Source organism: Nocardia sp. NRRL WC-3656, from assembly GCF_000720265.1.
Lineage (GTDB): Bacteria > Actinomycetota > Actinomycetes > Mycobacteriales > Mycobacteriaceae > Nocardia > Nocardia nova.
Genome location: NZ_JOJF01000007.1, coordinates 128325 through 145621, shown reverse-complemented (window position 1 = coordinate 145621; position 17297 = coordinate 128325). Strand labels below are relative to the sequence as shown.

The window sequence follows — 17297 nt, the reverse complement described above, 5'->3', positions numbered from 1 at the left end:
GGTTGAATCGGTACATGGAGATTCGACCGCTGGCCGGCGTTCGGGTACTGGAACTGGGCAACTACATCGCGGCGCCGACCGCGGGGCGCATTCTCGGCGACTTCGGCGCCGAGGTGATCAAGGTCGAACGCCCGAAAACCGGTGACGAACTGCGCAATTGGCGCCTCTACGGCGGCGACACCTCGATGTTGTATCGCACGGTGAACCGCAACAAGAAGTCGATCACCCTCGATCTGCGCACCGAGGCGGGCCGGGCGATCGTGCTGGATCTCGTCCGGCACTGCGATGTGCTGCTGGAGAATTTCCGGCCCGGCATGCTGGAGAAGTGGGGGCTGGGGCCCGAGGTGCTCGACGAGGCAAATCCCGACCTGGTCATCACCCGCATCTCCGCCTACGGGCAGACCGGACCGCTCTCCCAGCGGCCGGGTTTCGCCGCGGTCGCCGAGGCGATCGGCGGACTGCGCGAACTGGTCGGCGACCCGGATCGGCCGCCGGTGCGGGTGGGCGTCTCGATCGGGGATTCCATCGCGGGGATCTACGCCGCCTTCGGCACGGTGCTGGCACTGTTCCAGCGCAAGGGCACCGAGGAGCGAATCCCGTTGCCGCAGCGCATCATCGACGTCGCGCTGAACGAGTCGATTCTCTCCGTGATGGAGTCGCTGGTTCCCGACTACGAGGCCTACGGCATCAACCGCCAGCGCGTCGGCGGTCGGATGGAAGGGATCGCGCCGAGTAACGCCTACCCGTGCGCCGACGGCACCAGCATCATCATCGGTGGAAACGGCGACGCGATCTTCCGGCGCTATATGCAGGTGATCGAGCGCCCCGACCTCGCCGAGGATCCGGAATTGCAGGACAACGCCGGCCGCTGGCGCCACCGCGACCGCCTCGACGCCGCGATCGGCGAATGGAGTGTGCGCCACACCCGCGACGAGGCGCTGGCGATCCTCGAGCAGGCGGCCATCCCGTGCGGCCCGATCTACACCGCGGCCGATATCGTCGCCGACGAACAGTACCGGGCGCGCAACATGATTCAGCATTTCCCGGTCGACGTCGGCGCCGCCGAACCGAAACAGGTCGCCTTCACCGGCATCGTCCCGGTGATCGGCGAGCGTTCGCTGCCGATCCGCGCGGTGGGGCCCGATCTGGGCGAACACACCCGAGAGGTCCTCTCGGAACTGCTGGGAATGTCGGACGCCGATATCGACGGCCTGGAGGCGGGATGAGCGGCTTTCCTTCCACCACTGCGGGTGCGTTGCGGGATGTGACCCTGCGGGACGGACTTCAGCTGACCGGCAAGGTGCTGCCGACCGAGCACAAGGTAGAGATCGCCCGCACCCTCCTCGCGCTGGGCGTGCCGGAACTCGAGATCGGTTCGATGGCACGCCCGGATCTGGTGCCGCCGATGGCCAACACCATGGAGGTCGTGGCCGCGCTGACTCCCGAAGAGCTGCAACGCTGCTGGGTGTGGGTGGCCACGCCGCGGCAGGTCGCGCGTGCCGCCGAGGCGGGGGTGCGGAACTTCCAATACTGCCTGTCGGTGTCGGATGCGCACAACAAGGCCAATATCGGCCGCACGGCGCAGGACAGCGTGGCCGCGATGCCCGAGGCGATCCGGCTGACCGAGGAGGTCGGCGGGTCCATTCAACTCTGTCTGGCAACTTCTTTCACCTGCCCGTTCGACGGGCCGGTGGATCCCGAGCGGGTCCTCGCGATCGCCGCCGATCCGCGCACCGGCGGCGCCGCCGATATCGTGATCGCCGATACGCTCGGCCAGGCCTATCCGGCGCAGGTGCACGCCCTGATCGCCGCCGTGCGATCGGGAACTCCGCAGCGCCGCATCCTCTTCCACGGCCACGACACCTGGGGTATGGGTGTCGCCAACTCGCTGGCGGCCCTGGCCGCGGGCGCCGATGCGGTGGACGGTTCCCTCGGCGGTCTGGGCGGCTGCCCCTTCGCGCCGGGCGCGAGCGGCAACACCGCCAGCGAGGACATTCTGTTCGCCACCCGCCCGGACTGGTTCACCCCCGCCGCGCTGGCGACCATGGTCGGCCTCACCGAACGTCTGCTCACCGATCTGGGCGAGCCCAACCGCTCCCGCACCGCCGAAGGCGCTCGCTCGGAGGCTCGTGCCTTCGAATGGGTTGTGCCGCGCCAGGATTAGGCGTGCCGTGCCCTATCGGCCGTCCGGCTCGTTCAGCCCCATACGCGCGGTGATGCCGTCGAGCAGGCACCCGAGTGTCCACGCCACGGGGTCGGCGGGGCCGGCGCCGGTGCGGCCGTGGAACCAGCGCGTGAAGGCGGGATAGCGACTGTCCGCGAGCAGGGGTTCCACCAGGGGCTTCGCCGCCTCGGCGAGCTGCTGGTCGGTGGCGAGGCCGACGCGGGCCCGCATGCGCCGCTCCTCGGCCACCTGCAGGGCGGCGCCGAACAGATGGCCGTCCACCGCACCGGTCAGCAGTGCGAGGTCGTCGGCGGACAGACCGAGCGGTTCGAGCATCGCGAAACGGAAATCGAAGTAGCGCAGCGCATTCGGGCCCAGCGGGGGGCGGGTGTGGACGAGTTCGCCGAACCAGAGGTGGCGCTGGATGACAGTCCAGGTATCCAGCGCGAGACGTTCCAACGCGCCTCGCCAGTCCGGATGCGCCGCCGGAGCCGGAGCGTCGGCGAGCGGCACCTCGCCGTAGACGGCGTCGATCATCAGATCGACCAGCCCGTCCTTACTGCCCACGTACCGATACAGCGACATCGGCGTGGACGCGCCCACCGCCTGGGCCACCCGGCGCATCGTCAGGGCCCGCGCGCCCTCGGCATCGGCGATCGCCATTCCCGCGCGCAGAATCTCGGCCCGGCTCAGATTCGTCGTCGGCCGGCCGGGCGGTTCCGGCAGGGACCAGATGAGCGGTCCCGGCACTTCCTCGGTCACCGTGCACACCTCCTTGCCGGAATTCAACCATCGGTGTACAACGTACACATGATGTACGACGTACACTCGGATCCCGTGCTCATCGTCGGCGGCGGATTGACCGGCCTGACCGCGGCCTTGTTCCTGCGACATCAGGGCGTACCGTCGGTGCTGGTCGAGCGCCGGACCACCACCTCGGCCCAGCCGAAGGCACGCCGGATCAATATCCGGACGATGGAGCTGTTCCGCCGGATCGGCATCGCCGCGGCCGTCGAGGACGCCGCCCGTGGACTCTCGGCACATCAGGCGATGGCGGCAGGGCCGACACTGGCCCGCGCCGAGCGGTTGCCGTTCACCTTCCCCGACGGGCTGCCGGACTGGAAGGCGATCACACCCGCCGCGGCGTGTCTGTGCGCACAGGATCTGCTGGAGCCCACTCTGCGCGAACTGGCCGAGGCACGCGGTTGCGATATCCGCTTCGGTGTCGAATGCGTCGACATCACCGAGGACGCCGCGGGTCTCACCGCGACCCTGCGCACCGGTCCGGCTCGCGTCGACACCCTGCGAGCGTCGTACCTCGTCGCGGCGGACGGTGCGCACAGTCCGATCCGCGAGCGACTGAGGATCGGCCGCCACGGCCGCGGCACCCTCGGCCGCGCCGTGAACGTGTACTTCCGCGCGGATCTGACGGAGTGGGTGCGGGGCCGCGAATTCAACCTCTGCCAGATCGAGAACGACCGCGCCCCCGGCGCTTTCGCCTCGGTGGACGGCTCACACCGATGGATCTTCACCAGTTCGACGGAGGTCGACCGCCCCGCCGCCCGGTGGCCCGAACTGCTGCGAGAGGCCATCGGGGTCCCCGATATCGATGTGGAGGTGTTGAGCGTATTGCCCTGGGAGCCGGGAATGTTCATCGCCGATACGTTCCGATTAGGCCGGGTGTTCCTGGCCGGCGACGCGGCGCATGTGATGCCGCCGTACGCGGCCGCGGGCGCCAACACCGGCATCCAGGACGGCCACAACCTGGCCTGGAAACTGGCGCTGGTCCTGCGCGGTGCGGCGCCGGCACACCTGCTCGACAGTTACGACCTCGAGCGCCGCCCCGTCGGCCGGTACATCGCCGATCAATCGAGCATCCGAACCGCCGACCTGCGCACCATGACTCGCGAATCCACCGACGGCACGCCGCTCGCCGACCCGATCGCCCTGATCCTCGGCACTCGATATCCCGCGGGCGCGTTCGTCGACGACGGCAGCACGCACACCATGGACCATCTGGATCTGACCGGGCAGCCCGGTACCCGGCTGCCCCACCGCTACCTCGCCGACGGCCGCTCCACGCTCGATCTGATCGGCACGGCGTTCACGCTGCTGGTCGGCCCGGAGGCGCCGGACTGGGAGTTCGACGCGCGGCCTGTCGAGATCGTCCGCATGGACCGGTCGTGGTGCGCCACCACCGGATCGACGCCGACGGGCGCGCTGCTGGTCCGCCCGGACCAGGTGATCGCGTGGCGGGTTCCGGTCGCACCGGCCGATCCCGCCGCGGCCTTCCGGTCGGCCTGGGCCCGAATCATGGACGGCACCGATCACGAACCCGAGCGCGGCGGCCGCTCGACCGCCATCCACGCGGATGCTTGACCTGAAGTTAACTTCAGCTTCTAGGTTGGGCTGTAGCCGAAGCGAACACGACACAGGAGACAGCCATGACACAGCGCCCGACCCTCGACGACCCCGCAGCCCGCACCACGGCGCAGCGGGTGGCCGCGCATTTCGCTGCGGAATTGCAACGCGCGGGCGCGACCGGCGACGCCGATCTCTACGACCACTCCTTCGCCGCGGATGTGCTGTGGGGCAGCCCGTTCGGCGCCACCGTCGTCGGTTACGACCAGCTCAATCCGATTCACCACCGCCTGATGGCCGGACAGGTGGCGCCGCCCTCGACCTTCGAGGTGGTCGCCGCGACCACACCGGCGCCGGGCGTGGTGGTGGCCCAGATCCGCAGGCAGGCAGTCGATCCCGACGGCTTCTCCGAGACGGCCATGTACGTGCTGGTGGAACGGGACGGGCGGTGGTGGCTCGCGGCTGCCCAGAACACCCCGTTCCAGCCGGAGAAATCGGCACTGGGGCGCACGGCGTAGCCGCCGTCACTCGGAAGCGCCGAAGACGAACCTCGGGAAATCGCCGACCGGGAGGTAGCCGATCTCCTGATAGATCTTGTTGGAGGTCGGATTGGCGAGATCGGCGAACAGGCATACCTGGGAGCCACTGTCGCGCAGCACTTTCGACACCTGCGCGGTGGCGGCGGCAGCGTACCCGCGGCGGCGGAATTCGGGAGGGGTGTAGACCGGCCCGATCCGGGTCCAGCCGTATGCGCGCCGCTGATGCGCGACCACGGAGACCGCCGCACCCCCGTCCTCCCACAGCCACCACTGCCCCGCGGCGATCCGATCGGGCACGGCACGCGGATCCGGGCCGATGTCCTCCTCGCGGCGCATGCGTTCGGCCAGGCGCACGCACACATCGGTATCGGATTCGCCGGCGCGGCGGACACGTCCCGGAACAGCAGGGATGCGCAACTCCCCGAGGCGATACAGTCGCGTCGTCCACTGCGGCCGAAACGCGGTGCCGGACAAGCGTTGCCAGTGCACGGCGAATTCCGACGCGGAGTGCGGATCTCCCTCGACGGCCACGACGGCGGGGTCGCGATCGAACAGGGCCGCGGCCAGCCTCGTCGCTGCCGTGGCGGGAATGTCACCCAGGTACGCGCCGTACCCGGGGGTATTCATGGCAACCCCGAGCACCATGTCGCCGTCGCAGACCATGGCGAAGACCGGATCGACCGTCATCGCCCCGGCCGCGCAGTTGCGGAGCATCGTGGCAATGACCGTGTGCCGCAGCGGGTCTCGCGCCAGGCAGTCGCCTGCGCGGGCACGGAGTTCGAACGGGTCCGTGGTCAGCTCGATCCTCATGCCGCCAACGGTAGGCCCGTCGGATCAGCTGGCCTACCGATTTTCCGCGACGGCGGGATCCTCAGGCCGATTGTTGCCCGTCGGCGCGAAGTTTCAGCAGGACCAGACCGGCCGTGCAGGCCAGAATCAGTCCGGCAACGGTGATTTCGACACGAAGGCCCGCGATGCCGAGCACCGCGCCGACCAATCCGCCGAGGAAGATCAACCAGGCCGCGAGGCGGGATGTGATCGACCAGGCGCTGCGCCCGGATTCGGCGGCAGCCGAATCACCCTGCGACACCGCGCGCGTGGGGGATGTCGAATAAGCTCCCATCACTACTCCTCGATGACGCTCACCGAGACTGTCGAAACGTCCGTTTCACCCGGTAAATAACACGCGTCGCACATGTAACTTCGCTCACACGGTACGTGCCCGACACCGAATCTCCACGCGACACGTGCCCGCGACACGCTGAACGTAACTACTTCGTTATGTGAAGTATTGGCATTTCACGTTACCGTCCGGTATTTTGCGGACCGACCGGCATGCCTGGCCCCGGGTGCGGCTCTCGGTTACTGTGAGTCCACTCGGAAACAGTTTGAGGGAGCACCACATCCATGGACGACAGGGCGAGCACGGGGGATCGCGCCGATGAGAAGACCCCGGACCGCCTGAACATGAAGGTCGCGGGTCCCGCAATGGCCGCCGGTGCGGTATCGCTGGGTTTGGTGTTGATCGGAGCCTGCGGAATCGGTCACAAGGACGTCTATGTCGCCCCGCCGCCGCTCGCCGCGGATCTGCAGGTGGCCACCACCCCGATCACGCGCAGCGGCACCACCACCGCCCCCGCGGTGATCATTCCGCCCTCTCCCTCCTGGCGTGTCGCGGCGAATACCCCGGCCCGGCGCACCACCTCCGCCACGGCGACCAGCACCACGACCGAGGCCGAGCCGAGCTACACCGCGTTCGCACCGCCCGTGCCGACCACCACCACGACGACGCAGACTCCCCCTCCGACCACGGAACCGTCCGCCGGCGAACCGTCCGCCGATTCCGACACCACGACGACCACGCGGCCACATCACACACCGCGCACGGTCGAGGAATCCGAACCGACGGCCGATCCCTATCTCGCGCCGACCACCGAGGACGCCGGCAACTGATCCGCACGGCGAAAAGGGTGGCGGCCGCGCGGATTCGCGACGGCCGCCACCCTCACCGGTGAACCGGCGTACGGATCAGAGTTCGGCCAGGCCGTAGTCGCCGACCCGGCTGCTCAGCACACCCAGATGTTCGCGGCGGCCACCGAAGGTCTGGTCCACGGCGGTGAGCCGGGCGACGTAGTGGCTGACCGGATATTCGGTGGTGATACCGATTCCGCCGTGCATCTGCACCGCTTCCTGCCCGATGTGGCGGGCGCCGCGGCCGACCTGGAGGCGGGCCCGCGACAGCGCGATCGGATCGACCGTGCCCTCGGCCAGCGAGGCGGTCGCGTAGAAGCTCATGCTGCGAGCCAGTTCCATCGCGACGTACATATCGGCGGCGCGCTGGGTCAGGGTCTGGAACTTCGAAAGCGTGACCCCGAACTGCTTGCGCGTCTTCAGATATTCGGTGGTCAGACGCAATGCCTCGCCCATCGCGCCGATCGACTCCGCGCACAGGCTCGCCTGGGCGGTCGCGATGGCGGTGGCGACGGCCTCCGTGGCGTCGCCGGCCTCGGCCGCGCCGAGCAGTTCGGCGGGGGCCGAGGCGAATTCGATCTGCGCACCCCGGCGTTCGTCGAACGTGCGGTAGGAGGTGCGGGTCACCCCCTCGGCGTCGGCGGCCACCAGGAACAACCGCAGCACGCCGTCGGATCCGAGCGCGGTGACGACCAGCTCGTCGGCGCAATCACCGTGCGACACCCGGCTTTTCACACCGGAGAGGCGGTAGCCGTCGCCGTCTGCGGTGGCCGTGGTCGCCACCGTGAGATCCGGCCAGCGCGAACCGGCCTCCTCGTGCGCGAAGGCCAGCAGCCGGGAACCGCCGGCCACCTCGGGCAGAATCCGCTGCCGCTGCTCGGCGGTGCCGAGGGAAGCGATCAGGCCACCGGGCAGCAGGACCGCGTCCAGCAGCGGTTCCGGGGCGAGGCGTCGGCCGACCTCCTCCATGACGACCATCGTCTCCACGGGGCCCGCGCCGACTCCGCCGTCCTCCTCGCTGAAAGACAGTCCGAGGACACCCAATTCGGCCAGCTGCGACCACACGTCGCGACTCCAGCCGAGTTCGGTGTCGAGCACCTTCAGCCGGCTCTCCGGGTCGTAGGCACGGGCCAGCAGATCACGCACCGTCTCACCCAGCATGACCTGTTCATCGGTCAATTCGAAATCCATGGCAGCGCCTCACAATCCGAGGATGGTGGAGGCGATGATGGTGCGCTGCACCTCGTTCGAGCCTCCGTAGATGCTGGTCTTGCGGTAGTTCAGATAGGTGGGGCCGGTGCGCTGCGCCCAATCCGGCGCGGCGATGTCGTCGGCGCCGACCGGCACCGCGTCCGGGCCCGCCACATCGAGCATCAGCTCGGTGGCCGCCTGCTGCAATTCGGTACCGCGCAACTTCAGCACCGACGACACCGGATTCGGTTTGCCCTCGGCGGAATTGGCCACCACCCGCAACAGCGTCAGTTCGAGCGCCAGCAGTTCGTTCTCCAACTCGGCGACACGCGTGGCGAAAACCGGATCCTCCAGCAGCGTGCCGGAACCCGTCGCGATCTGTGCCGCATGCTTTTTCGCGGTGGCGATCACCACCTTGGTGCGGCCCACGCCGGCAATACCCGTGCGCTCGTTGCCGAGCAGGAATTTCGCGTACGTCCAGCCCGCATTCTCCTCACCGACCAGTTGATCGGCGGGCACCCGCACGTTTTCGAAGAAGACCTCGTTGACCTCGTGCCGGCCGTCGATCAATTTGATCGGCCGCACGGTGACACCGGGCGATTTCATATCGAAGAGCAGCATCGAAATACCGGCCTGCTTCTTCGGCGCATTCGGATCGGTGCGCACCAGGCAGAAGATCCAGTCGGCGTACTGAGCCAGCGTGGTCCAGATCTTCTGGCCGTTGACGATGTAGGAATCACCGTCACGCACCGCGGTGGTGCGCAGCGACGCGAGATCGGATCCGGCGTCGGGCTCGGAGAAGCCCTGGCACCACCAGATATCGAGGGCGGCGGTCGGCGGCAGGAAGCGCTGCTTGAGTTCTTCGGAGCCGAATTGCGCGATGACCGGGCCGATCATGTTCGCGTTGAAGGTCAGCGGCTCGGGCACGCAGGCCAGCTGCATCTCGTCTTCCCAGATGTGGCGCTGCATCGAGGTCCAGTCCTGGCCGCCCCACTCCACCGGCCACTTCGGCACCGCGATGCCCTTGGCGTGCAGGAGTTTGTGGGCGGTGACGATGTCCTCGCGGGAGAGTTCCCGGCCGTTTTCGACCTTGTCCCGGATCTCGGCCGGTATCTCGGTCCGAAAGAACGTGCGTAGTTCGTCCCGGAAGGCCACCTCGTCGGGTGACAGGGCAAGTTTCATGGGCATCTCCCACCGTATTTCGTAGGTCCGAATCGAATCTACGCCTCGAATCGAACCGGTCGTCGACGGGATCATAAACGACGAATCGCGCACGATGCCGCGATCCCGAGCGGTCCGGTTCCACCGCCGGTACGAAGGAACCTTTAGGTTGCGGCGAAATGCCCGTACGCTGCGCAATTCCCCGCGAATGGAATAAGTTAATGAGAATTCGCATGCATTCCGCCGAATTCCCCACGACGGGAAACGCGCCCGCCGACCGACGCCGCGACACCGGGCAGCGGGCCGGTTTGCCGTTTCGGCAAGTTTTCTTGCCGACACTCCGGACCGTTGGTGATCCTGGGAGCAGGCGCCGACAGGGCGCCCCGAGCGACGAGGAGTCTCATGTCCGCCACATCACCCACCGAGGCCGCGGTGTTCTGGGAGCAGCGGTATCGCGACAACGACCGGGTCTGGAGCGGCAATCCGAATCCCTTGCTGGTGCGCGAGACCGCGGACCTGCGGCCCGGCCGGGCATTGGATCTGGGCTGCGGCGAAGGCGCCGACGCGGTCTGGCTGGCCGGTCAGGGCTGGCAGGTGACCGGCGTGGACATCTCGCAGACCGCGCTGGAGCGCGCCGCGGCCCATGCCGAGCAGGCCGGCCTGGGCGATCGCATCTCGTGGCAGCGACACGAACTCGGGCGAACCTTCCCGGACGGCAGCTACGACCTGATCAACGCCCAGTTCCTGCAGTCACCGGTGGCCCTGGACCAGGACGGCGTGCTCCGCCGCGCGGCCGGCGCGGTGGCGCCCGGCGGCACCCTGCTGATCGTCATGCACGCCGGATGGCCCACCTGGATGACGCCCGACGAATATCCGTTCGAGGCCGCCTTCCCCACCCTCGACGGCGTTCTGCACGCGCTGCGCCTCGGCGACGAATGGACCGTTCGCACCTGCGAGCCGGTCGAACGCGCACTTACCTCCCCGGACGGCCGATCCGGCACCCGGGTCGACAATGTCTGGCGCCTCTCGCGCGCCGCGGCGGCCCGTAACTAACTGCGCGGCTTGCGACGGTCGTATTTGCGCGGACCTTCGCGGCGCGGGCCGCGGCTCAAGGAGCGATGGGACGGCGCGCCCTGGTCCAGCTGCAACTGGATCAGGACACCGCTGATCCGGGTGCGACGCAACGCATCCAGAGTTTCCGACGACAGATCCGCGGGAAGTTCCACGAGACTGTGGTCGGGGCGGATGCTGATGTGGCCGAAGTCGCTACGACGCAGACCGCCCTCGTTGGCGATGGCGCCGACGATCGCACCGGGCACCACCCGGTGCCGTTTGCCGACCGCGATGCGGTAGGTGGCCATCTCCGCGCCGGTGGCCCGGTGGTGCTGCGGCCCGCCCTCCGGGCGGCCCTCGCGATCCTCTCGGGGGGCACGTTCGCGACGCGGCGGGCGGATCGGCTCAGCCTCGGCCTCCATGAAGAAGTTGTCGCCGTCGTGGCCGCCCACCGCCAGGGCGGCGGCGATGTCGGCGAGCGGGATGTTGTGCTCGGCCTCGTAGTCCTCGATCAGCTTGCGGAACAGCGCGAGATTCGACGACGCCAGATTCTCGGTGATCGCGTCGTGGAATTTGACCACGCGCTGAGCGTTCACGTCGTCGACGCTGGGCAACTGCATCTCGGTCAGCGGCTGGCGGGTGGCGCGCTCGATCGCATCCAGCAGGCGGCGTTCGCGCGGCGCGACGAACAGCAGCGCCTCACCGGTGCGGCCGGCCCGGCCGGTGCGTCCGATGCGATGCACATAGGACTCGGTGTCGTGCGGGATGTCGTAGTTGACCACATGCGAGATGCGGTCGACATCGAGTCCGCGCGCGGCCACATCGGTGGCGACCAGGATGTCGAGGGCGCCGGACTTCAGCTGGCCGATGGTGCGTTCGCGCTGGTTCTGCGCGATGTCGCCGTTGATCGCGGCGGCCGAGTAGCCGCGCGCGCGCAGTTTCTCGGCCAGTTCCTCCGTGGCCTGCTTGGTGCGCACGAAGAGGATCATCGCCTCGAACGGCTCGACCTCGAGAATCCTGGTCAGCGCGTCGAGTTTGCGCTGATGCGATACGTGCACCCAGCGCTGCGAGATGTTGGTGTTGGTCGAGGTCTTGGACTTGACCGTGATCTCGACCGGATCCTTGAGGTACTGCTTGGAGATCTTGCGGATCACCGACGGCATGGTGGCCGAGAACAGCGCCACCTGCTTCTCCGCGGGAGTGTCGCGCAGAATGCGTTCGACGTCCTCCTGGAAACCCATCTTCAGCATCTCGTCGGCCTCGTCGAGCACGAGATACCGCAGCTGGGTGAGGTCGAGGGTGCCACGCTCGAGGTGGTCGATGACCCGGCCCGGCGTGCCGACGACGACCTGCGCGCCGCGGCGCAGACCCTGCAACTGGACCGCGTAGTTCTGACCGCCGTAGATCGGCAGCACGTGGATTCCCGGCAGATGCGACGAGTAACGGCCGAACGCCTCGGCCACCTGGATCGCCAGTTCACGGGTCGGTGCGAGCACCAGCGCCTGCGGCGGCTTCGGCCGCTTGTCCAGGCCCATCAGAATCGGGATGGCGAAGGCCGCCGTCTTACCGGTACCGGTCTGGGCCAGGCCGACGACATCGGCGCCCGCGAGCAGCGGCGGAATAGTGGCCGCCTGGATCGGCGAGGGGGACTCGTAACCGACATCGGCGATGGCCGCTAGCAGCCGATCGTCGATGCCGAGGGCGGCGAACGACGGCTCGGTCGCGCCGGCCGTGACATCCGCTCCGCTACCGTCGCGAGACCCGGTGGCGGCGTCCGCGGGCCCTTCGTGGTTGCGCGCGTCTGCGCCTTCGGGCCTGTCGTCCCCGCCGCCGGGCACGCTGTCGACCGATGAGTTGTTCATATTGACCAGCAGTTTAATGCCTTGCGGTGGCCGCCCGGACCATCGGGCCAATACGGTGAGACCTATGCAACCGCAGCCGCCGCCCTCGCGCGCCGTTCCGGAATCCACCGAACCCCTGCGGCCCACCGCATCTGCGCCCGCCGAGCCGAATTCTCCGGGCGGCGCCGGAGCGCACGTGAGTGACGAATCCGACACCGCCGACGCACCCGGAACCGCCCGCGCGCACACCGCCGACCCGATCGGCAGCCCCGTCCCGATCGTGATCACCTACTCGACGACCGCGGAGGCGGGGCGGCCCGCGCCCGCGGTGGCCGGTGGACTCGAACCCAGGCCCGCCGCCCGACCGGCGCCCGCCCCGGCTCCGGCGCAAGCGGTCGACATCGCGGTCGTCCAGTTCGGGCCTTATACCGACAAGGCCGCCAATCTCGCCGCGCTGCGCGACCATGTTCGTGCCGCTGCCGAGCACGGCGCGAAAGTGGTTGTCGCTCCGGAATATTCGATGTTCGCCGTGAAGCGGCTGGACGAACGGGTAGTGGCGGCCGCCGAACCGATCACGGGCCCGTGGGCGAGCGAATTGCGCGGGCTCGCCGCCGAATTCGGCGTGCACGTGGTCGCCGGCGTCGTCGAGGCGCCGGGCGGGCAGATCACCGACCGGATCTACAACACGCTGATCGCGGCCGGTCCCGATGCCGAGTTCGCGGCGATCTACCGCAAGGTGCATCTCTACGACGCGTTCGGATTCCGCGAATCGGAGGTGGTCGCCCCCGGCCCGATCGAGGATCCCGCCACCTTCACCGTCGACGGCGTCACCTTCGGTCTGCAGACCTGCTTCGACCTGCGCTTTCCGGAGGGCTGCCGCCGAGTGGCGGCCGCAGGCGCGCAGGTGTTGCTCCTTCCCGCGCAATGGATTCCGGGACCGGGCAAGCTCGATCAGTGGACCACGCTGCTCCGCGCTCGCGCGATCGAGAACACGGTCTACGTGGCCGCCGCCGACCACTGCGCCCCGCGCGGTGCGGGCGCGTCGATGATCGTCGACCCTTCCGGCAATCTGCTGGCCGAACTCGGTGATGCCCCCGGCATCGCCACCAGCCGCGTCGACCTCGATCACCTGCGCCAGATCCGCACCACCAACCCCAGCCTGAGCCTGCGCCGATTCACCGTCGAGCCATAGACTGGATGGCACCATGATCTATCCGGATCGTCGGTCGGCCGGTCGCACGCTGGGTGAATCGCTGTCGCACCTGCGGGCGTGGCATCCCCTGGTGCTGGGACTGCCGCGCGGCGGGGTGCCGGTCGCGGCCGCCGTGCACGAGGTCATCGGCGGAGATCTGGATGTGCTGCTCGTCCGGAAACTCGGCGTGCCGTGGCAACCCGAACTGGCGATGGGGGCGATCGGCGAGGACGGGGTCCGGGTTCTCAACGACGACGTGGTGCGGCAGACCGGCGTGCGATCCGAACAGATCGCCGCCGTGGAGGAGGCCGAGCGCGCGGAGTTGTCCCGCCGGCAGCGGATGGTGCGCGCGCAGGTGCCGCGGGTGCCGATTCACGATCGCGCGGTGGTGATCGTCGACGACGGGATGGCCACGGGCGCGACGGTCGTCGCGGCGTGCCGCGTGGCGCAATCGCACCGGCCCCGCTGGATCACGGTGGCGGTGCCGGTGTCCTCGATCGAGGCGATGGAGCGGCTGCGCGGCCTGGCCCGGGAGACGGTGTGCCCGCTGATTCCGCGCTCCCTCGGCGGGGTCGGCGGGGCCTATCGCGATTTCCATCAACTCGACGACGAGGAAATGCTGGACCTGTTGCGCACGGCGCACCAGCCCGGCCGCTGAGGACGCGGGTGCGAATCACTCGGTCTCCGAGACGATCTCGCGGACCCCTTTCCGATGCCGCTGCGCGAGGTCGGCGTAGTACCCGGGGTTGATCCGGACCCAGTTTTCGGCCTGGGTGCCGGCGATGGGACGTTTGACCTCGGCCGGCGCTCCCGCCGCCAGGACTCCCTCGGGGATTTCGGTTCCGGGCTGGACCAGCGAGTGCGCGGCGATCATCGAACCGGCGCCGATCGTGGCCATATCGAGCACCGTGCTGCCGTTGCCGACGATCGCCTCGGCTCCGACGCTCGCGCCGTGCAGGACCACGCTGTGTGCGATCGTGGCGCCGGGCCCCACCTCCACGGGGACGGCGGGCGGGGTGTGAATCACGGTGTTGTCCTGCACATTCGCCCGCTCGCGGACGATGATCGGCGCGAGGTCGGCGCGCAGCACGGCGCCGTACCAGACCGAAGCGTTCGCCTCCACGCGCACATCGCCGATCAGGGTGGCGGTCGGCGCGATGAACGCGGTCGGATCCACCTGGGGGCGTTTACCTTCGAATTCGTAGCAGGGCATGCGTTCTCACCATTCGTTGTCGTCGGCGACCACTCGTTCCGCGGCCGCGACCATCGGGCGCAATTGCGCGGCAAAGGTTTCCGCGGTGACGCCGACGATATCGACCTCCGCGCGGGTGCGGACCGCGTAACGGCCGTCGCCGGTGACGTCGATCCAGCACAGCACGCCGAGCGGGCGCATGCTGTCGTCGGCGCGACGCGCAGAGACCACGATCTGACCGATGCCGTCGCGGGGCTGCTTGAGCAACCGCCGCATCCGCGCCGTGGTGGAGGGACCGGCGACCGGCACGGTCACCAGATCGCGACTGTCCTCGCGCACCCGGTCCAGCGGTGCGGTGCGGCGCGGTTCGGCCCCGGGCGGGCATTCCGGCAGCAGCGAGACCACCCGGGCCGCGAGGGTGCCGGAATTCCCGACGAACAGCCGCAGGTCGCCGCCGCGATCGGGCGCGCTGCCGTGGCGCTGGGCCGCGACCACGGTGATGTGACCGGCGGCCGCGCCCAGCACCCGGACGGGCCGGGCCTCCCCCGCGCCGTGTTCGCCGAACACCTCGACGCATACGGTGGGCCGGGCGAGCAGTCGCAGCGCCGCCTCCAGATCGGGGTCCACGGTGCGGTCGCACCACTCGGTCAGCTCCGGCAGCTGCGCGGCCCGTTCGGCGCTGTCGCGGGCGGACAATCGCACCGCGAGCGGATACGGGATCCGGTCACCGTCGATCCGTTGCCACGCCATCGCGAACTGATCGGGCGTCAGCGTCCATTTCACCGCCGCCGGCCCGCCTCGGCACCGGCCGTGACCCCGCGGTCAGTCATCCTCGGACCATTCGCCCAGCACGGGTGGGGTGGTCGGGTCGAGGTGCCCGACCAGTTCGCCGCCCGGCTCGGCCGGTTCGAGGAAGGTCGGCTCATCGTCGAATTCGGGGTAGTAGTCCTCGTCCTCGTCCTCGTCGACGCGGCGGATCGGCTTCGCCGCCACCGGGGTCGACGGGCCCTGTCGCACGGCATCGCCCGCGGCGAACGCGCCCCCGGCCAGGCCGCCCACGATGCCCGCGCCCATGCCGGACATCGAGTCGGCGCCGGGGTTGCGGTCCTGGTCGTGGTCGTCGCGCTTGGTCGAATCGGAATTCTGCGCCGTCGACGCCGGGCCGGTGGCCGCCCCGGCGAGGGCCACGGCGGCCGCGGGGACCACACCGGGAGCGGGTGGTACCCCGGCCGCGGGTGGCGCGGCAACGGACGGTTTCGACTGCGCGACACCCTGATTCGTGGTCGCTACCACCGGCACCTCGGAGACCGCGGCGGCGGGAAGCGCGGTGTTCGCCGGAGTCGTGATCGGTGTCGCGGGCTCTACGAGCGTCGGTGCGACCGCGGCGGGCGCCACGGCCGCGGGCCGATCGGCGGCCGGCTGGTCACCGCCGGGCCGGTCGCCGTCGGGCCGGTCGCCGCCCGGTTCGCTCGGCCGATCCGCCGGAGCCGCGTCCGGCCCCTGCGGTCCGTCCACGGTCGGCGTCACCCGAGAGCCCGTCGCCCGGCCGACCAGATCCGCACTGCCGCCACCCGGTGCGGTCGCCTCGTCACCCGGTGGCACGACAGCGGGATTCGGGTACATGCCGCCGTCGGGAAACGCCGGCACGCTGTCGCCGGTGCGCAGGAAGACACCGGCATAGACCGAATCCATCACCCGCACGGCGTCCTGCCGCACGTTCTCGGCGCTCTTCTGCACGACGACGTTGGCGGCCGCCTGTTTCGGATCCAGCAGTGCCCCTTCCAGATCCGGATGGGCGGTCGCCTGCTGCGATACCGAGGCGCGCAATGTCTCGGCTGCGTCGTTGGCCTGCGCGAGTCGTTGCCCGACAACCGCCATCACATCGGACAGCTGCTGGCCCAGCCGTTCGAAGGCGGTCACCGCGTCGGCGGCCAGTTGCGCGGCACCACCGCGCCAGCCGTCGGCGATGGCGCCGCGGATTTCGGTATGCGCGGACTGGACGGCGTCGGCCATCCCGGCCGCCGAACTCTGCCAGGCCTGGCGGCCGGCGGTGAGGATCTCGGGATTCAATTCCTGGACCCCCCGCTGGATTTCGCGATGGGTGAGGTTGTCGAACACCTCGACCGTCGGGGCGTAATCCGGGTCGGTATGCCCCTGCGCCGGTGGTGTTCCGTTGCCGCTGACCCTATGCATGTCCGACCCCCACCGGCTGCGACGGCTGTACCACGACCGCGGGTGGTGCGGTTTTCCCGATCGCCGCGGCGGCATCGGCGTCGTGCTGGGCATAGGCGGCCGCGGCGGCACGCAGCGTCTGCGCCAATTGCCGTGCGGCATCGGCGTATTCGCGTAACCGATCGACCGCGTCGGCGGCCTTGCCCTCGAAACCGCGGCGCAGCGACTGCCCCGACTCGAAGCCGCCGAATCCGGGCAGCGACGCGGCCGCGCCGAGGGTGCGGATCTGCTGCTCGACCTGCTCGGCCAGTGCCTCGTAGCGGCGCGCGCAGCGTTCGTGGGTGCCGTCGCCGACCAGTACGCCGTCGATCCACAGCTCTCCGTCGTCGACCGCCTGGGCCAGCGCACCGACATCGTTGCGCAGATCCCCGGCCTCTTGTGACTGCATCGCGGTCCCCCT

18 protein-coding genes are annotated in these 17297 nt (G+C 69.3%); 8 read left to right on the top strand and 10 right to left on the bottom strand.

Going from position 1 to position 17297, the window contains the following annotated elements; genetic code table 11:
* Window positions 1-14 precede the first annotated feature (14 nt).
* A complete protein-coding gene (locus IG65_RS0112035; RefSeq protein ID WP_030514974.1) occupies window positions 15-1226 on the top strand; it encodes a CaiB/BaiF CoA-transferase family protein in 1212 nt (403 codons plus the stop codon).
* Window positions 1223-2164: a hydroxymethylglutaryl-CoA lyase gene (locus IG65_RS0112030; protein ID WP_030514973.1), complete on the top strand. Its 942-nt coding sequence runs from the start codon at window positions 1223-1225 to the stop codon at window positions 2162-2164. Before IG65_RS0112035 ends, IG65_RS0112030 begins: the two co-directional genes overlap by 4 nt.
* 12 nt (window positions 2165-2176) lie before the next feature.
* Here IG65_RS0112030 and IG65_RS34620 read toward each other — a convergent pair whose 3' ends face one another.
* Complete coding sequence (locus tag IG65_RS34620; RefSeq protein ID WP_231509166.1) at window positions 2177-2926, bottom strand: TetR/AcrR family transcriptional regulator; 750 nt, start codon at window positions 2924-2926, stop codon at window positions 2177-2179.
* 48 nt (window positions 2927-2974) lie between these two features.
* Here IG65_RS34620 and IG65_RS0112020 point away from each other — a divergent pair, with 48 nt between their 5' ends.
* Both IG65_RS0112020 and IG65_RS0112015 read left to right on the top strand, forming a co-directional pair.
* Window positions 2975-4543, top strand: a complete 1569-nt coding sequence (locus IG65_RS0112020; protein WP_231509163.1) for an FAD-dependent monooxygenase — start codon at window positions 2975-2977, stop codon at window positions 4541-4543.
* A gap of 65 nt (window positions 4544-4608) precedes the next feature.
* A complete protein-coding gene (locus tag IG65_RS0112015; protein ID WP_030514970.1) occupies window positions 4609-5043 on the top strand; it encodes an SgcJ/EcaC family oxidoreductase in 435 nt (144 codons plus the stop codon).
* Window positions 5044-5049: 6 nt separating this feature from the next.
* Here the strand turns inward: IG65_RS0112015 and IG65_RS0112010 are convergent, their stop codons facing one another.
* The gene (locus tag IG65_RS0112010) at window positions 5050-5874 is read right to left on the bottom strand and encodes a GNAT family N-acetyltransferase (RefSeq protein ID WP_051755790.1); all 825 of its coding nucleotides are present in this window, start codon (window positions 5872-5874) and stop codon (window positions 5050-5052) included.
* 61 nt (window positions 5875-5935) lie between these two features.
* Window positions 5936-6187 (bottom strand): hypothetical protein, encoded by a 252-nt coding sequence (locus IG65_RS0112005; RefSeq protein ID WP_156055562.1) that lies wholly within the window; start codon window positions 6185-6187, stop codon window positions 5936-5938.
* A 284-nt stretch (window positions 6188-6471) separates the two neighbouring features.
* Here IG65_RS0112005 and IG65_RS0112000 point away from each other — a divergent pair, with 284 nt between their 5' ends.
* A complete protein-coding gene (locus tag IG65_RS0112000; RefSeq protein ID WP_030514967.1) occupies window positions 6472-7017 on the top strand; it encodes a hypothetical protein in 546 nt (181 codons plus the stop codon).
* 75 nt (window positions 7018-7092) lie between these two features.
* Here the strand turns inward: IG65_RS0112000 and IG65_RS0111995 are convergent, their stop codons facing one another.
* Entirely contained in the window at window positions 7093-8226 is a 1134-nt protein-coding gene (locus IG65_RS0111995) for an acyl-CoA dehydrogenase family protein (RefSeq protein WP_030514966.1), read from the bottom strand.
* Window positions 8227-8235: 9 nt separating this feature from the next.
* Window positions 8236-9408 (bottom strand): acyl-CoA dehydrogenase family protein, encoded by a 1173-nt coding sequence (locus IG65_RS0111990; RefSeq protein ID WP_030514965.1) that lies wholly within the window; start codon window positions 9406-9408, stop codon window positions 8236-8238.
* Window positions 9409-9789: 381 nt separating this feature from the next.
* Here IG65_RS0111990 and IG65_RS0111985 point away from each other — a divergent pair, with 381 nt between their 5' ends.
* On the top strand, window positions 9790-10440 hold the full coding sequence (locus tag IG65_RS0111985) for a bifunctional 2-polyprenyl-6-hydroxyphenol methylase/3-demethylubiquinol 3-O-methyltransferase UbiG (RefSeq protein ID WP_030514964.1): 651 nt from the start codon (window positions 9790-9792) through the stop codon (window positions 10438-10440).
* Here IG65_RS0111985 and IG65_RS0111980 read toward each other — a convergent pair.
* A complete protein-coding gene (locus tag IG65_RS0111980) occupies window positions 10437-12302 on the bottom strand; it encodes a DEAD/DEAH box helicase (protein WP_081879419.1) in 1866 nt (621 codons plus the stop codon). The genes IG65_RS0111985 and IG65_RS0111980 overlap by 4 nt on opposite strands.
* Before the next feature lie 379 nt (window positions 12303-12681).
* Between IG65_RS0111980 and IG65_RS0111975 the strand changes: the two genes are divergently transcribed.
* On the top strand, window positions 12682-13473 hold the full coding sequence (locus IG65_RS0111975) for a carbon-nitrogen hydrolase family protein (RefSeq protein WP_030514962.1): 792 nt from the start codon (window positions 12682-12684) through the stop codon (window positions 13471-13473).
* Window positions 13474-13486: 13 nt separating this feature from the next.
* Window positions 13487-14131: a phosphoribosyltransferase gene (locus IG65_RS0111970; protein ID WP_030514961.1), complete on the top strand. Its 645-nt coding sequence runs from the start codon at window positions 13487-13489 to the stop codon at window positions 14129-14131.
* 15 nt (window positions 14132-14146) lie between these two features.
* Here IG65_RS0111970 and IG65_RS0111965 read toward each other — a convergent pair whose 3' ends face one another.
* Genes IG65_RS0111965 through IG65_RS0111950 form a run of 4 tightly spaced genes read right to left on the bottom strand, consistent with a single transcriptional unit; the run spans window position 14147 to window position 17285 of the window.
* Window positions 14147-14686, bottom strand: a complete 540-nt coding sequence (locus tag IG65_RS0111965) for a gamma carbonic anhydrase family protein (RefSeq protein ID WP_030514960.1) — start codon at window positions 14684-14686, stop codon at window positions 14147-14149.
* A 6-nt stretch (window positions 14687-14692) separates the two neighbouring features.
* Complete coding sequence (locus IG65_RS0111960; RefSeq protein ID WP_030514959.1) at window positions 14693-15448, bottom strand: ESX secretion-associated protein EspG; 756 nt, start codon at window positions 15446-15448, stop codon at window positions 14693-14695.
* 39 nt (window positions 15449-15487) lie between these two features.
* On the bottom strand, window positions 15488-16858 hold the full coding sequence (locus tag IG65_RS0111955) for a WXG100 family type VII secretion target (RefSeq protein WP_030514958.1): 1371 nt from the start codon (window positions 16856-16858) through the stop codon (window positions 15488-15490).
* The gene (locus IG65_RS0111950; protein ID WP_051755788.1) at window positions 16851-17285 is read right to left on the bottom strand and encodes a hypothetical protein; all 435 of its coding nucleotides are present in this window, start codon (window positions 17283-17285) and stop codon (window positions 16851-16853) included. Before IG65_RS0111950 ends, IG65_RS0111955 begins: the two co-directional genes overlap by 8 nt.
* Window positions 17286-17297: the final 12 nt, after the last annotated feature.

Excerpts from the sequence above, each read along its gene's own strand:
- IG65_RS0112035 (WP_030514974.1), top strand. The coding sequence starts at position 15 with ATGGAGATTCGACCGCTGGCCGGCGTTCGGGTACTGGAACTGGGCAAC.
- IG65_RS0112030 (WP_030514973.1), top strand. The coding sequence starts at position 1,223 with ATGAGCGGCTTTCCTTCCACCACTGCGGGTGCGTTGCGGGATGTGACC.
- IG65_RS0112020 (WP_231509163.1), top strand. The coding sequence starts at position 2,975 with ATGATGTACGACGTACACTCGGATCCCGTGCTCATCGTCGGCGGCGGA.
- IG65_RS0112015 (WP_030514970.1), top strand. The coding sequence starts at position 4,609 with ATGACACAGCGCCCGACCCTCGACGACCCCGCAGCCCGCACCACGGCG.
- IG65_RS0112010 (WP_051755790.1), bottom strand. The coding sequence starts at position 5,874 with ATGAGGATCGAGCTGACCACGGACCCGTTCGAACTCCGTGCCCGCGCA.
- IG65_RS0112005 (WP_156055562.1), bottom strand. The coding sequence starts at position 6,187 with ATGGGAGCTTATTCGACATCCCCCACGCGCGCGGTGTCGCAGGGTGAT.
- IG65_RS0112000 (WP_030514967.1), top strand. The coding sequence starts at position 6,472 with ATGGACGACAGGGCGAGCACGGGGGATCGCGCCGATGAGAAGACCCCG.
- IG65_RS0111995 (WP_030514966.1), bottom strand. The coding sequence starts at position 8,226 with ATGGATTTCGAATTGACCGATGAACAGGTCATGCTGGGTGAGACGGTG.
- IG65_RS0111990 (WP_030514965.1), bottom strand. The coding sequence starts at position 9,408 with ATGAAACTTGCCCTGTCACCCGACGAGGTGGCCTTCCGGGACGAACTA.
- IG65_RS0111985 (WP_030514964.1), top strand. The coding sequence starts at position 9,790 with ATGTCCGCCACATCACCCACCGAGGCCGCGGTGTTCTGGGAGCAGCGG.
- IG65_RS0111980 (WP_081879419.1), bottom strand. The coding sequence starts at position 12,302 with ATGAACAACTCATCGGTCGACAGCGTGCCCGGCGGCGGGGACGACAGG.
- IG65_RS0111970 (WP_030514961.1), top strand. The coding sequence starts at position 13,487 with ATGATCTATCCGGATCGTCGGTCGGCCGGTCGCACGCTGGGTGAATCG.
- IG65_RS0111965 (WP_030514960.1), bottom strand. The coding sequence starts at position 14,686 with ATGCCCTGCTACGAATTCGAAGGTAAACGCCCCCAGGTGGATCCGACC.
- IG65_RS0111955 (WP_030514958.1), bottom strand. The coding sequence starts at position 16,858 with ATGCATAGGGTCAGCGGCAACGGAACACCACCGGCGCAGGGGCATACC.
- IG65_RS0111950 (WP_051755788.1), bottom strand. The coding sequence starts at position 17,285 with ATGCAGTCACAAGAGGCCGGGGATCTGCGCAACGATGTCGGTGCGCTG.